This is a genomic window from Streptomyces sp. NBC_00459 (assembly GCF_036013955.1).
Classification (GTDB): domain Bacteria; phylum Actinomycetota; class Actinomycetes; order Streptomycetales; family Streptomycetaceae; genus Streptomyces.
In genome coordinates this window covers 8,748,811-8,762,092 of sequence record NZ_CP107903.1, presented here as the reverse complement: position 1 = coordinate 8,762,092, position 13,282 = coordinate 8,748,811, and the positions used below count along the sequence as shown (strand labels likewise).

The 13,282-nt window shown below is 66.7% G+C and carries 10 protein-coding genes; 1 reads left to right on the top strand and 9 read right to left on the bottom strand.

Translation table 11 applies throughout. The annotated features are described in order from the left end of the window. Window positions 1–8: 8 nt before the first annotated feature. From OHN74_RS38445 to OHN74_RS38410, 8 genes are all read right to left on the bottom strand, one after another. The gene (locus tag OHN74_RS38445; RefSeq protein WP_327699171.1) at window positions 9–998 is read right to left on the bottom strand and encodes a pectate lyase family protein; all 990 of its coding nucleotides are present in this window, start codon (window positions 996–998) and stop codon (window positions 9–11) included. A gap of 562 nt (window positions 999–1,560) precedes the next feature. Next, window positions 1,561–2,886: a pectate lyase family protein gene (locus tag OHN74_RS38440; protein ID WP_443060512.1), complete on the bottom strand. Its 1,326-nt coding sequence runs from the start codon at window positions 2,884–2,886 to the stop codon at window positions 1,561–1,563. A 105-nt stretch (window positions 2,887–2,991) separates the two neighbouring features. Further along, window positions 2,992–4,338, bottom strand: a complete 1,347-nt coding sequence (locus OHN74_RS38435; RefSeq protein WP_327699169.1) for an ABC transporter substrate-binding protein — start codon at window positions 4,336–4,338, stop codon at window positions 2,992–2,994. Between the two features lie 186 nt (window positions 4,339–4,524). After that, window positions 4,525–6,093, bottom strand: coding sequence for an apiosidase-like domain-containing protein (locus OHN74_RS38430; RefSeq protein ID WP_327699168.1), 1,569 nt, complete (start codon window positions 6,091–6,093; stop codon window positions 4,525–4,527). 44 nt (window positions 6,094–6,137) lie between these two features. Next, the gene (locus OHN74_RS38425) at window positions 6,138–7,127 is read right to left on the bottom strand and encodes a sugar-binding transcriptional regulator (RefSeq protein ID WP_327699167.1); all 990 of its coding nucleotides are present in this window, start codon (window positions 7,125–7,127) and stop codon (window positions 6,138–6,140) included. A 67-nt stretch (window positions 7,128–7,194) separates the two neighbouring features. Continuing rightward, on the bottom strand, window positions 7,195–8,712 hold the full coding sequence (locus OHN74_RS38420) for an FGGY family carbohydrate kinase (RefSeq protein WP_327699166.1): 1,518 nt from the start codon (window positions 8,710–8,712) through the stop codon (window positions 7,195–7,197). Next, window positions 8,709–9,716 (bottom strand): transketolase family protein, encoded by a 1,008-nt coding sequence (locus OHN74_RS38415; protein ID WP_327699165.1) that lies wholly within the window; start codon window positions 9,714–9,716, stop codon window positions 8,709–8,711. The genes OHN74_RS38420 and OHN74_RS38415 overlap by 4 nt, the downstream gene beginning before the upstream one ends. Beyond that, the gene (locus tag OHN74_RS38410) at window positions 9,713–10,594 is read right to left on the bottom strand and encodes a transketolase (protein WP_327699164.1); all 882 of its coding nucleotides are present in this window, start codon (window positions 10,592–10,594) and stop codon (window positions 9,713–9,715) included. The genes OHN74_RS38415 and OHN74_RS38410 overlap by 4 nt, the downstream gene beginning before the upstream one ends. 254 nt (window positions 10,595–10,848) lie before the next feature. Here OHN74_RS38410 and OHN74_RS38405 point away from each other — a divergent pair, with 254 nt between their 5' ends. Continuing rightward, on the top strand, window positions 10,849–11,820 hold the full coding sequence (locus OHN74_RS38405; protein ID WP_327699163.1) for a sugar phosphate isomerase/epimerase family protein: 972 nt from the start codon (window positions 10,849–10,851) through the stop codon (window positions 11,818–11,820). Window positions 11,821–12,062: 242 nt separating this feature from the next. On the opposite strand, the gene OHN74_RS38400 is transcribed toward OHN74_RS38405, so the two are convergent. After that, window positions 12,063–13,211: an ABC transporter substrate-binding protein gene (locus OHN74_RS38400; RefSeq protein ID WP_327699162.1), complete on the bottom strand. Its 1,149-nt coding sequence runs from the start codon at window positions 13,209–13,211 to the stop codon at window positions 12,063–12,065. Window positions 13,212–13,282 lie beyond the last annotated feature (71 nt).

Below are 13,282 nucleotides of genomic sequence, written 5' to 3'. Positions count from 1 at the left end.
CGAAGCGGCTACGATCCGACCTTTCCGACGCCGGCACCGGCACGCACGACGGCCGGGACGCTAGCTGCGGAATCGAGCGTGTAGGCGTAGTAATTGCGTGGTTCGGCAACCGAACCGTTGGCCTCGCAACCGCCAGACCCGGAGAAACCGTTGCCGCGTTGCACCAGGCGGCCGGGCCCGGAGTCGGCATAGCCACTCGCCGAGTAGCAGGGGTGCGCGACGTTCTCGAACTGGTTCGCCTCGACCAGGACGCCTGCGTTCATCGTGGAGGCGACGCCGTACGAGCCGTTCGCCCGGAAGTAGTTGTTGTAGACGTGGACGGGTTCTCCGAACCGCACGCGGGGATGCCGCTGATTCGAGCCGTCGAAGTAGTTGTGGTGGATCGTCACCTTCAAGTGCCCGGTGTCCTGGCTGCCGTTGCCGTCCGAGTGACCGATGAGCATCGACTTGTCCGTGCCGCGGAACCAGTTCCAGGACACCGTCACGTAGTCCGCCGCCCGCACGATGTCCACCGATCCGTCGGCGGCACCGGAGAACTCGTTGTGGTCGACCCAGATGTGGTGCGACTCCTGCCCGATGTTGATCGCGTCGTCATCGGCGTTGGTGAACCTGATGTTGCGGACGATCACATTGCTGGAGCGGTGGAAGTCCAGTCCGCCTCCGTTCAGCACGGCCGACGAGCCGACACCCAGGATCGTCTTGTTCGGGCGTACGCCTTGCTTGCCGGAGAAGTTGATCGAGCCCTGCACGTGGATCACCAGCGGGCCGACCGTGTCTATGTACTCCAGGAACTGCTCGGCCGTGGTGGCCGTGACCGTGGGGCCACCCGCACCGCCCGTCGTTCCGTTGTTCCCCATGGCGTTCACCGCGGCGAAGCCCACCGGGCCGTCGGCCAAGGGCGTGGCAGCCGCCTCCGCGGCCTGGCCGGCCGGTGCCAACGCTGCCGCCAGCAAGAGGAGTAGACCCAGTGCTCCGCCAGTGGTGCGAGATGAAGACATTACCGTCATGGCGCCTCCTTCGAATCTTCCGGATCAGCTGCCGAGGATCGGCCAGAAATGTGACAGGAATTTCCAGAGCTCTGCGATAGCCGCCATCTCGCTCATCCGGATAAACGGGAGGCGATTTCCATCGCCTTAATGCGAGGTTGAGCGGTAAGCGCTTACTTTCCGGAGGTTACGCATCTGTGACGGCGCCGTCAACGCTTGCTGCAATGCGAGAGGATTGGAATTTTTATGCGCTTCCTGAAACTTCCGATCGAATATGCATCGACCGTCCGTCAAGATGTCCGGACATGTATTTTGGCGCAGGAAAGGGCTGTGATGGCGGCATGGGTGCCATCACAGCCCTGGATTCCTGATCTGTTCGATTAAATTTACGCAGCGTCCTCGAGAGGGGGGTCATCGCGTTGCGGAACGTCGAACATCGGCCCCTTGCAGTTCCAGGCCCATCTGGTGTTCTACGGCAAATCGCTCAAGTCGGCTCTGCGTAACCAGTCTGCCGATCCGGTTCGTCGTTCTGGTGAGCGAATTTCCTGGTGCTGATCGGAGGGCTGGTCGCGATTCAGATCCGGCCGGCCCCCGCATGGCGGCAGACGATCCGGGGCACCGCTGACGGAGAGTCCACCCGGAGGCGCAGGGTGGGCGCCCATCCCGCTCCGTCGTCGAGGTGTTCGGAGGGGAAGCTCTCGTTGTGGAGCGTGAGCAGATCCGTCTCGACTCCGTTCACATAGTTCTGCCGGACAGTCAGGGAGGTGCCGCTCCAGCTCTTGATGACCTTGCCCAGGCCGATGCTCCGGGGGACGGTGAAAGCGTTGGCCTCCGCGACGAGTTGGGACTGGTAGCCGACCCCCAGGCTGTAGACGTATGCACCGGAGGACGTCGGCGAGACCACGTAGTGGTTGTTGTAGGCGTCTACCTTGCCGAAGCGCACTCGGGGAGCACGTTGGCCCACGTCCTTGTACAGGTTGTGATGCAGCGTCACACGAAGCCTCGATGAGTCGGTCGCCGCCGCGCCGTCACTGTTTCCCACGAGCGTGGTCTTGTCGTGGTCCTTGAAGACGTTCCAGGAGACGGTGACCAGGTCGCTGCCCCGGACGATGTCGAGCAGCCCGTCATGCTTCTCGAAGATGTATCCGAAGTAGTGAGGCAGCGAGGTGTCCGGCTCATCGCCGTCACTGAAGGTGTTGTGGTCGATCCAGACGTGCCGGGACGACGTGATCTCCAGGTTGTCGTACTCCGACTTCCATCCGGAGTTCGGAGCCCAGGCGGGGAAGCAGTCCGACGCGTTGCTGAAATCGATGTTCCGGACGATGACGTTGTCGGCGTTCTGCACGGTCAGGCTGCCCCCGCGCAGAGTGGCGCCTTTGCCCAGGCCGACAATGGTGGTGTTCGAGCCGACGCGGACCTTCACCCGGGCGGCCTGGCGCTTCTGGGAGGCGACACGTGCGGCCTCCTGCGGTCCTGCGGGAGAGGCGCTTCCCCAGGTGGCGGGATCGTAGGCCGCCAGGTAGGCGGCACGTGTGTAGCCGCCGGTGGCGTAGTCGTCGCAGGTGAGCCGGGTGCCGTCGGCGGCGGTGTTGAAGTCGATCATCCCCCGGACCTGGATGATCTTCGGAGTGCTGTCGCCGTTGCCGAGAGCAGAGACGAGCTCGGCACGGTTGTGGACCGTGACGACATGAGCGGCGTCGGCGGCCGAGCCTCCCGTGGTGCCGGCCCCCTCGGAGGCCCAGCCGTCACCGGGCTGCAGCACCGCTGTGCCGGGCGACGGCGGCCGAACGCCGGCCTGTGCGATCGAAGCGGGTGCGGTGAGACCCAAAGTCGTGGTGCAGCAGGTCAGTACGAACACGGCGAGAGTGCGGGACTTCGCGAACACGCTGCGGCTCCTCATACGTGGGGGCGAACGGGCGGAGAGGCGATCGGACCAGGAGGAGATGGCGTCGAGGAGCGGCCCGGCCGGGGCAACGTGCGGCATCACCGGCCCGACCGGTCGGCGTCAGCTGTTGTGCTTCTTGTAGTCCGCCTGCGCGGTGTTGAGCTTCTCGGCGAGCATGTCCGCGAACTCCTGGGCGGACATCTTGCCGAGCAGCACCTTCTGGAACATCGGTTCGGTGTCGGCCTTGCTGAGCGTGTTCCAGTCGGGCAGGTAGTACGGCAGTTGCACGATCTTCGTGGCTGGGTCGTTGAGCGCCTCCATGGCCGTCTTCGTGGGCTTGGCACTGTTGATCCACGCGTCGTCCGCGGCGTCGGTGTTCGCGGGGACACCGCCCGCCGCCTCATTGGAGAAGCTGTTCATCTCGGCGGAAGCGGCGAACACGATGAACTTCCACGCGGCGGCCTTGTTCTTGCTCGACTTGAACAGTCCCAGTCCGTCCACCGGGTTGGAGACCGGCGTACGTGGACCACCCGGGGTGGAGGGCGGCGTCGGTATGCCTTCGATCCGGCTCTTCCCGAATGCCTTGACATGGTCCACGTAGGAGCCGAGGTTGTGCTGGAGCATGCCGATCTGCCCCTGGTCGAACTGGGCGACCATCTTGACGAAGTCGTTGTTCACGTCGGCAGCCGGTGTGGCCTTCTTGTACAGGGCGACGTACTTCTCCAGCGCCTTGACGTTCTTCGGGTCGTTGACGGTGGTCTTGTCGCCGTTCCAGAAGGTGTCGATGCCGGACTGGCCGTACATCATCTCCAGCGCCTGCGCCACCGAGCCTGCGCCGCCGCGGATGGTGAATCCGAAACGGTTCCGCTTGGCGTCGGTGAGAGTGGCTGCGGCCTTGTAGAAGTTCTCCCAGGTGGTCGGTGGCTGCAGGCCCGCTTCTTCGAAGAGATCGGTGCGGTACCAGAGGGTGCCCATGTTCGCGGAGGTCGGGACTTCGTACAGGTCCTCGCTGCCGCCCGCGGCGCGGACGCTGGTGACCATTCCGGTGACCAGCTTCCCTTTGAGGCCGCTCTTCTCGATGCGATCGGTGACCGGTTCCAGGGCGTTCTGCGCGACGAGACCGGCGAGATAGGCCGTGCCCACCCCACCCACGTCGGGCAGGCCGCCGCCCTGGATCGCCGTGTCGTACTTCGACTGCACGTCGGCGATCGGCACACCGACGTACTTCACCTTGATGTCGGGGTACTTCTTCTCGAACTCGGTGATGATCTTCTTCCAGTTGTCGGTGCGCACACCGCCGTTGTTGTCCCAGAAGACAACCGTCCCTGTTCCCTCCCCCTCGGAGCCGGACCCGCCGGTTCCGGAGTCGCCGCAGCCTGTGGCGGTGAGCAGGAGTATCGCGGTGACCGTGGCGGCGGCGGACGGGACTCTGCGGGCGCGGCCGTATGGTGCTGACGTCATTGTCATGGGCTCCTTGTGCTCGGGGTGGTGGTGCCTGTGAGGTGTGCGCCGGTGGGTGGATACGGAGGAGTCGACAGGACCGGCCGACAAGGACAAAGGGCGAGGGAGCTTCGACGGGCTCTAATGTCATGCCCACCTCAATCGAGTCGACGGGCGGTTCCCTTGCCTCGACACTCCATGGACCGGGTGGGCTCAGCCGTCGTGACAGATGTAGATCCTCGGAGCGCCCCCGTCGTCGGGGATGTACTCCACGTCTGCGGTCCGCACCCCCTTGCCGGTGATCTCGCCGGTACGTGGATCCACCACCCGGTACGAGCGCGGTACTTGCCGACCGGTCAGGTCCCTGATTCCGAGCGGCCCGCCGTGCTCGCCGTAGGCGACGTACAGGACACCGGGAACGAGCAGGCCCCGTGGCGACAGGGACACCTCCCAGCTGGGCCGCATGTCGGTGGTCGGCAGGCCTTCGAGGATCCGCGCGACCAGGCCGACGTAGCGTGAGCCCTCGAAATCCAGTGCTTCGCGCCACCCGGCACCGTCCGCGAGGAAGAACGGCTCATGGCCGGGCTCGTCCGGATGCAGCCGCCACTGCCACAGGCTGCCCGCGCCGTAGACGACGCCCATGGTGCCGCCGGCGCACAGATTGCTCCAGGCTTCGTGACCCTGCCACCAGCCGGCGCCCTTGCCTCTCTCACCGGAGTTCTCGTATGTCGGTTCGCCGTTGGCAACGCCCTTGGCGGGCCCGTTGCGCCACATGTCGGTGAGGCGTTCGGGCGCGTGCTCGCCGCGGTGACCGGTCTGGCACCACTGGAAATCCAGCCACCGCGCCGCCTGATGGACACGGTTGGACGCGTACGGCCGGTAGTGGATGCCGCACGGCTGGCCGTACCCGTCCCACCGCTCGATCTCCTCGCCTCCCGCGGCGGTCTGCGGATCCTCGCCGCTGCCGTCGGCGCCCACCAGCCAGACAGCGGGGCTCGCGCCATAGCGTGCGACGAGGTAGCGGCAGTAGCGGGCGTACTCCTCGGGCGGTACGACTGTTCCGGCAGCCTTCTGCCCCTTCCATCCGTAGCCCTGGAAGACCGGTTGAAGCACCGGCACGATCTCGTGCTCGGCCAGAATGCCGAGGAGCCGGTCCAGGTACTGGAAGTAGCCGGGATTCAGTTCGCTGAGGTGTCCGTCCGGCAGATCCTCGAAGGCGACGCCGAATCCGCCGTCCGCAGTACGGTCCCGCGGTCCTCGCACGCCCATGTCCGGCTGCACACTCATCAGCAGGACGGCGTTGAAGCCCTTGGCACGCCGGTCGGCCGCGTAGATCCGGACGTCCTCTTCCGTGGCTCGCCAGGGGAGGGCCCATGCTGTGTCCGCGACCAGAAGCGCGGGCGTGCCGTCGGTGTGGACGAGGTTGCGGCCGGCCGGGGACATCCGCCAGAAGCCGTGTCTGCGGAAACGGTTGCTCTCGTCGGGGCGCTCCGAGACCGTCAGTTCACCCCGCTGGCCCGCCAGTCCCGGGTCGGCCGACGAGCTCGAACTCCGCCAGGTCCAGCGGCCACCTGTGAGTGGGGCGGCGAAACGCAGGCGCCAGGTGGAACCGCCGTCCCAGAAGGCGGGGCGGCGCACGACCTTCCCCGAGGTGTGCGTGAACTCGGCCCACACCGCCACGTCGGCGTAGGGACGGTCGTACTCCCGCTCAGCGGTCAACGTGATCTCGGCCGGGCACCAGGCGGAGGTCGGTTCCCCCACCTCGTTGTGAGGAGTGCTCATGGCTGTTGTGCTCCTGTCCCTGATCGGATGCCCCGTTCGTGGGGCTAGGGTTCGTCGAGCAGTTGCCTGGCGGTGCTGATGTCGGTCACCAGAGCCGTGATCCAGCGTCCGCGGACCGCGGCTCGTACAGCCGCGTACTTCCGCGTTCCTCCGGCGACGGCGATCCGGCGTTGTACGGTGCGCAGTTGGTCCACGGGGATGCCGATAGTGCGTTCTCCCAGTCCGGCGTCGACGTGCACACCGTTCTCGTCGAAGAAGCGCTGGCAGATGTCGCCCACGGCGCCCAGGGCACGCAGCCGATCGAGTTCCTCCTCGGCGACCGCGTTGCCGCTCAGCTGGAGCAGCGGCGACGGCTCCACGCTGCCGATGCCCACGAGCACGGCGGTCAGCCGCTGCCATGCCTCGCTCACGTCGCGCACCGAGGGGTCATGCAGGAGCGAGAGCCGTGCCTCGGCCGATCCGACCAGTCCCGGGGCCCTGACGAACAGCGGCGATGCCCCGGTGAGATCGGCGAGCCTGACGGTCAGTCGGGTGGCCTGCACCTGCCCCCGCGGATCGCCCATGCCGCCCATCAGCTGTACGACCTTGTCCGCGACGGGACGTCTGGACGGCTGCATCGCCTCCGCGGCGGCCAGCAGCGTCTCACTCCAGGTCGAGACACCGATCAGGTCTCCCGCACGGAACGCCGTCTCCAGATAGGACGCCGCGGCCGATCCGAGCGCGCGCGTCATACTGCTCGGGTGCTCCAGCAGATCGTCCCCGTCGATGATCACGACGTCCGTGAGCCGGTACCGGTCCGCCACCGCCTCTTCCAGTTCGCTGTGGATCCCCACGGGCGAAACGACCACGGTGCGCACCACACCGAGCTTCACCGCCTGGCGAAGGAGCCGCGACACACCGGCCTGGGACAGACCCACGGCCTCGGCGATCTGCGACTGGCGCATGCCGCGCTCGTGGTACATGCGGGCGACCCGGACGATGAGGCGGAGTCTGTCTACGGACTCCGCACCGATGAGGTCATGGGACTGGGACATGTCCGGCACCCTACTGACCGCTCCTGGCGACGAGTCCAGGAGAAAGGACCGCTGTGTCCCTGGACGGTCATTCATCCCGGTTCCCCGCCGTCGGGCCGGCAACGAATGGCGCGGACCTCACTCGTGAAGAAGCAACCGCCCGATGCCAGGCCAGTACCCGTCGCTCCCGGCCGGCGGGCGTTCCACGCGGCCGGTACACGTCCGACACCCGGTCCGTAGATGTGGGCAGGTGCGGGAGACCGAGCCCGAGGGCGTGGCGCGCGAGACTCGCGGCACCCCACGCGGAGAGGCCGTGGGTACGAGGGCTTTCGACCGTACGTCCCGAGAGGTCGGCCTGGAGTTGCATGAGCCTGGTGTTGCCGCTCGGGCCGCCGTCGGCGCGTATGACGGGTACGGGGCCCGTCATGCGTTCCACCGCCGCGACCACGTCCTCGACCTGGAACGCGATCGACTCCAGTGCCGCACAGGCGAGTTCGGGCAGTCCGGTACCGAAACCCAGGCCGCTGATCAGGCCGGTTGCCCCAGCGTCCCACCAGGGTGCGGCGAGCCCACCGAAGGCCGGTACGAGGTGGACTCCGCCCGCGTCTGCCGCGGCGCGGGCGAGGAGTTCGTCCTCTGTGTGTCCGAACAGTTCGGCGAGCCAACGCAAGGTGGCCCCGGAGGACCGGATGTTCCCTTCCAGCGCGTAGGCGGGCTCACCGTCGTCCCAGGCGATGGTCAGGCAGAGCTCCTGGTTCGCGACGACCTTCTCCGGCTCGTCGACCAGCCCCATGACCGACGACCCGGTGCCGTAGGTTGCCTTCACCGGTCCAGGTGTGAAGATCCCCTGCCCGTACAGCGCGGCGTGAGAATCACCGAGTACCCCTGTCACCGGAGTCCCGTCCGCAAGGGGAGGAAGGCCCCGCACCGGAGGGAAGGGGCCGGTGGACGGCACGACGTGGGGCAATACCGCACGCGGCACACCGAAGAGACTCAGCAGCCCGTCGTCCCAGTCCCGCGCATGTATGTCCAGCAACTGTGTACGTGCGGCGTTGCCCACCTCGATGACGTGCTCGCCGGTACCGCCGAGGCACCACAGCAGCCAGGAGTCGACCGTGCCCAGGCACAGTTCCCCGCGTCGCGAGCGGATGCGTTGCGGGTCGTGGGCGTCGAGCAGCCATTGCGCTTTCGACGCGCTGAACATCGGATCGAGGGGCAGGCCGGTGGCCGCACGCACATGGGGACCCGCACCCGAGCGAAGCAGTTCGGCACACGCCTCTGCCGTACGCCGGTCCTGCCAGCCGAGCATGGGCCCGAGCGGCGTGCCGGTGGACCGGTCCCAGAGCAGGACGGACTCGCGCTGTGTGCTGAGCCCCAGCCCCACGACGCGGTCGGGTTCGTGACCCGCCAGACACTGGCCGACCGCTGCCGTGACGCTGTGCCAGATCTCTTGTGCGGACTGTTCCACCCATCCGGGCCGGGGATGAGCCACGGTCAGCGGGACCGAGGCCGAGGCCAGGACAGCACCGGAGCGGTCCGTCAGCACGGCTTTGGTGGCCGAAGTGCCCTGGTCCACCGCGAGGATCAGTGGATCGTCCCGGATCATGGCTGTGACTCCCTGACCGCAGGCGACAGCACACTCCTGACCGCGCGGCAGATGCCGTCGGCAGTCAGACCGAAGTGTTCGAGCAGAAACCCGGTGGAGCCGGTCGGCGCGAAGCCCGTCACGCCGAGAAGTCTCAGGGGAACCGGGTGATGCTGACCGACCAGCGACGCGACGGCGGCGCCGAGACCACCGCTGAGCGTGGCCTCCTCGGCCGTCACGATGGCGCGGGTCTCGGACGCGGCTGCCAGGACTGCGTCATCGTCCAACGGGTCGACGAAGGGCGTGTTGAGTACGCGTACGGAGATGCCTTCTCCGGCCAGTGTCCGAGCGGCATCGAGGGCGCGGGAGACCAGCGTGCCGATCGCGATGACGGTCACGTCGTCCCCCTGCCGCAGAGTCAGGGCTCTCCCTGGTTCACAGGGAGCTCCGGGAGGGATGACGTCGGGCACCTTGAAGCGGGGGATGCGCAGATAGGCGGGGCCTACTGTCGCGTGGGCCCAGCGCAGGGCGGCGCGGGTCTGCTCACGGTCGGTGGGCACGAGCACAGCGAGATCCGCGATGGCCCTCAGCCAGGACAGGTCCTCGACCGAGTGGTGGGTGGGGCCGAGTTCGCCGTAGGCCATACCCGGGCTCTGGCCGCACAGGACGACCTTCTGGCCGCTGTATGCGCAGTCGGCCTTGATCTGTTCCAGGGCTCGCCCCGTCAGGAAGGGACCGGCTGCCGAAACGAACGGAATCATGCCGGCGTTGGCGAGGCCGGCGGCCACACCGACCAGGTCCTGCTCGGCGATCCCCACATTGATCAACCGATCGGGGAACTCCGTGCGGAAGGCGACGAGGTTGCTGGAGCCGACCGAGTCGTTGCAGACGGCCACGACCCGTGGATCCCTGCGTGCGAGAGCGGCCAGTTCCTCCGCGAAGACCTGCCGACAGTCGTACACGGCAGACTCGATGTCCGGGGCTCCGCGGTTCCAAAGGGCGGTCGGCACAGTGGATTCCGTCACCGGGACAGCTCCTTGATCGCGGCACGTACCTGGCGTTTGTCGGGCACCCTGTGATGCCATTCGGCTTGGTCCTCCATGAAGGAAACACCTTTGCCCTTGACGGTGTACGCCAGGACGACCAGGGGTTTCCCGGTCGAGGCGGGCTTCAGCGCGTCGATCAGTGCGGCATGGTCGTGTCCGTCCGCCTCGCGTACCTCCCAGCCGAATGCCTTCCACTTCGCTGCGAGTGGTTCCAGCGCCTTGGTCTCCTCGGTCCTGGCGCCCTGCTGGAGCCGGTTTCGGTCGACTACCGCGGTGAGATTCGTCAACCCGTAGTGGCTCGCGGTCATGGCGGCCTCCCAGTTGCTGCCCTCCTGCAACTCGCCGTCGCCGAGCACAACGACCGTGCGCCAGGTCTCGTCGCGAATCGTGGCCGCGAGTGCGCACCCCACGGCAACAGGGAAGCCGTGACCGAGAGGGCCCGTGTTGGTCTCGACTCCCGGGACCTTGCGGCGGTCCGGATGCCCGTTCAGCGGGGAGAGCGGCGCCATGAAGGTGGCCAGCTCTGACACAGGGAAGTAGCCGCAGTGGGCCAATGTCGCGTAAAGGGCGGCTGCGCAGTGTCCTTTGCTGAGGATGAGACGGTCGCGGCCGGGGGCGTGCGGGTCGTCGGGGTCGACGTCGAGGACGGTGCCGAACAGCGTCACGAGAATGTCGGTCACGGACAGATCTCCGCCGATGTGACCGAGCTGGGCCTGGTCGATCATGTTCACGATGCGCAGGCGCACCGCTGTGGACATGGAGCGCAGTTCCTGGAGCGCGTGGGCCGGGTGGCCGTCGCGCACGGTCCGCCGAAGATCTCGGTAGTGATCGACAACAGCTGCGTCAGCGGTCAGCATCTGAATATCCATTCAGAGATGATTTTCTATGTGCCGCGATGGTGGGGTACTGAACGGAGGGCCGTCAATACCCGGGACCGCAGGGAAAGCGGGAAGCCCCAGACCGCATCCGATTTGGGCCGTGGCGAACCGCATATTGGGGAGAACTCGATCTCTGCGGCAGCCTTGACGCGGCTCCTGGTCGGATCTACGTTCCGAGGCAGTGAGTGAGGCGGTAAACGTGCAGACCATGAATGCATATTCAGGAGGCTGTTATGTCAACCCGTACCTTCGCCGGCGGACTGTGGAGTTTCGGGCGCGTCATCGACCGCTACGCCACGGATGGGTACGGGCCTCCGATCGGAACGCTGCGGGCCATCGAGTTGGCAGGCCTGTCCGGAGAGCTCACAGCGCTCGACCTGAACTATCCCTTCGACGAGGGCGTCACCGTCAACGACGTCCGCAAGGCCCTTGCCGACCACGGCCTGACAACCACCAACATCACTCCTGTCATCTACGACCGGAGATTCCGCTCCGGATCATTCAGCAGCGCCGACCCCGCCACCCGGCAGGCCGCCCTCGACCTCGCGCACGAGTCCGTGGAGGTGGCGCGTGACCTCGACGCCAGATACGTCAAGTTCTGGCCCGGTCAGGATGGTTACGACTATCCGTTCCAGGTGGACTACGCCACGCTGCGCCGACACGCCATCGAGGGCATCCGCGATGTGGCCCGCAACTTCCCCGAGGTCACTTTCGCGATCGAGTACAAGCTCAAGGAGCCGCGCAACCGGCTGTTCTGGAGCACGGCGGCAACCAGCCTGCTCGCGATCGAGAGCATGGGAGTGGACAACGTCGGCCTCGTGGTCGACTTCGGGCACTCCCTCTTCGCCAAGGAGAACCCGGCCGAGGCACTCCTTCTCACTCACAGCATGGGGCGGCTTGTCGACATCGAACTCGACGACAACTACCGGGAGTGGGACGACGACCTCACCGTCGGCGCCGTCCACCTCGTCGAGACTCTGGAGTTCCTGTACACCGTCCGGCAGTTGGACTGGCCGCATCCGCTCAAACTGGATCTCTTCCCCTATAGGGAGGACCCTGGCGAGGCCGTTCGTGAAAGCGTGGCCACCATCCGTGCGCTGGAGAACAAAGCTGCTCGAATCCCGCTCGACAGACTCCGCGAGGCCCAGGCCGCGCACGATGCCATGACCGCACAACGACTTGTGCGCGCCGCACTGTTGGACTGACGGCCGTCCCGGAAGCTGGTTCCCCACCCGCATCGATCAGTCCATCCCGACAGAAGGCTGATCCACCGGCCCGTCCCGGTGCCCGGACGCGAACGGGACGGATGCCTCGGCCCGACCTTCCCAAGGTCGACGTGCCGCACGGTACTGCTCCGCCCGGGAAAGTCGGTCTGGCCAGCGGTCCTCGCAGACCGTCACTTCGATCTGCTGCCGGCCGGCCAGACCGTTTCCTGGCGCCCGGAGAGCTACGCGCCGGGTCGAAGTCCCAGCCACCCCGGCGTGGGATCGCCCTTGACCTCGCCGAAGTACAGGGCGAACGTCTGCTTCCAGCGTTCGACCGCCGCACGGTCGGCCATGAACCGGGGGAAGCCGTCGACGAAGGCGGTCGGGTAGTTCCAGATGGGTTCGAGACCGCCTGCGGGAGTCACGTCGGTCCGTACCGACCAGCCGTTGAAGGATGCCTGCTGACGGGCAACGGACAACTGCCAGTTGAGGTAGAGCTTGGCCGCCGTGGGGTTCTTTGCTCCGTCGAGGATCGCGGCCCGCTGGCCCCAGGCCATGAACGGGTGGTTGCCGTTCACCACCCACCGGGTGGGCGCGGCGGGTGGCAGCGTCAGCGATCCGGCGCCGCCGATCCCGATGGCCTTGCTGCCGTTGCCGACGGCCAGTCCGGGGGTGTGGCTGCCTCGGGCGAACTGGACGTCCTGCTCGGCGAGGGCGGCCACCCAGTCCCATCCGTACGCCTGGGTGTAGAGCCTGTAGAGATAGAGGACCGCGTCGTCGTCGTGGGGATAGGACGAGGCGATCTTGCCCTTCCACCGCGGGTCGATCAGGTCCTGCGGCGTCTTCGGGGCGTTCGCGCCCACGTCGGCGACGTTGTACATGAAGCTGAACGCGAACACCTGGATCGCGACCCACGCGCCGCCCGGGTCCTTGAACGCCTCGTGGATCCTGGAGAATCCAGCAGGCTTGTACGGCATCAGCCGGCCCTGCTTCTTCCAGCGGACGAAGTCCTGAACCGTCTGGAGCTGTACGAGGTCGGGGACGAGGGTACCGGTGGCGAACTGGTTGTCCACGCGAACGTCGTGGAACTTGCTGTAGTCGACGATGAGCTTCAGCTCGATGCCGGGGAAGCGGGACAGGAAGGCGCTCTTGGTGAGGTCCTGCTGGGTCGGCGTGTCCCCACCGGCGTAGATGACGAGTTTCGCACCCTCCGCCAGCGCGGCCTGGTACAGCTCGTCGAGCGTTCGGGTCTCCTCGCGGCCGGCCGCACCCGCTCGGGACGTTCTGGGCCTGGACGGCGTTGCTGATGCCGATGCTCCGAAGGACGTGATGCCCAGGCCGGTTCCGGCGGCGGCCGCGGTGGCGAGGGCCTGGCGTCTGCTGAGAGTCATGTGCGAGACCTCAATCTGTTCTGCGCGATGGGACGGATGCATTCCTGGTGGTCGGAGAACCTCTGATGCTG

Bases quoted from the DNA above. Each gene is read 5' to 3' on its own strand.
- OHN74_RS38445 (WP_327699171.1), bottom strand. From the start codon at position 998: ATGTCTTCATCTCGCACCACTGGCGGAGCACTGGGTCTACTCCTCTTG.
- OHN74_RS38440 (WP_443060512.1), bottom strand. From the start codon at position 2,886: ATGAGGAGCCGCAGCGTGTTCGCGAAGTCCCGCACTCTCGCCGTGTTC.
- OHN74_RS38435 (WP_327699169.1), bottom strand. From the start codon at position 4,338: ATGACAATGACGTCAGCACCATACGGCCGCGCCCGCAGAGTCCCGTCC.
- OHN74_RS38430 (WP_327699168.1), bottom strand. From the start codon at position 6,093: ATGAGCACTCCTCACAACGAGGTGGGGGAACCGACCTCCGCCTGGTGC.
- OHN74_RS38425 (WP_327699167.1), bottom strand. From the start codon at position 7,127: ATGTCCCAGTCCCATGACCTCATCGGTGCGGAGTCCGTAGACAGACTC.
- OHN74_RS38420 (WP_327699166.1), bottom strand. From the start codon at position 8,712: ATGATCCGGGACGATCCACTGATCCTCGCGGTGGACCAGGGCACTTCG.
- OHN74_RS38410 (WP_327699164.1), bottom strand. From the start codon at position 10,594: ATGCTGACCGCTGACGCAGCTGTTGTCGATCACTACCGAGATCTTCGG.
- OHN74_RS38405 (WP_327699163.1), top strand. From the start codon at position 10,849: ATGTCAACCCGTACCTTCGCCGGCGGACTGTGGAGTTTCGGGCGCGTC.
- OHN74_RS38400 (WP_327699162.1), bottom strand. From the start codon at position 13,211: ATGACTCTCAGCAGACGCCAGGCCCTCGCCACCGCGGCCGCCGCCGGA.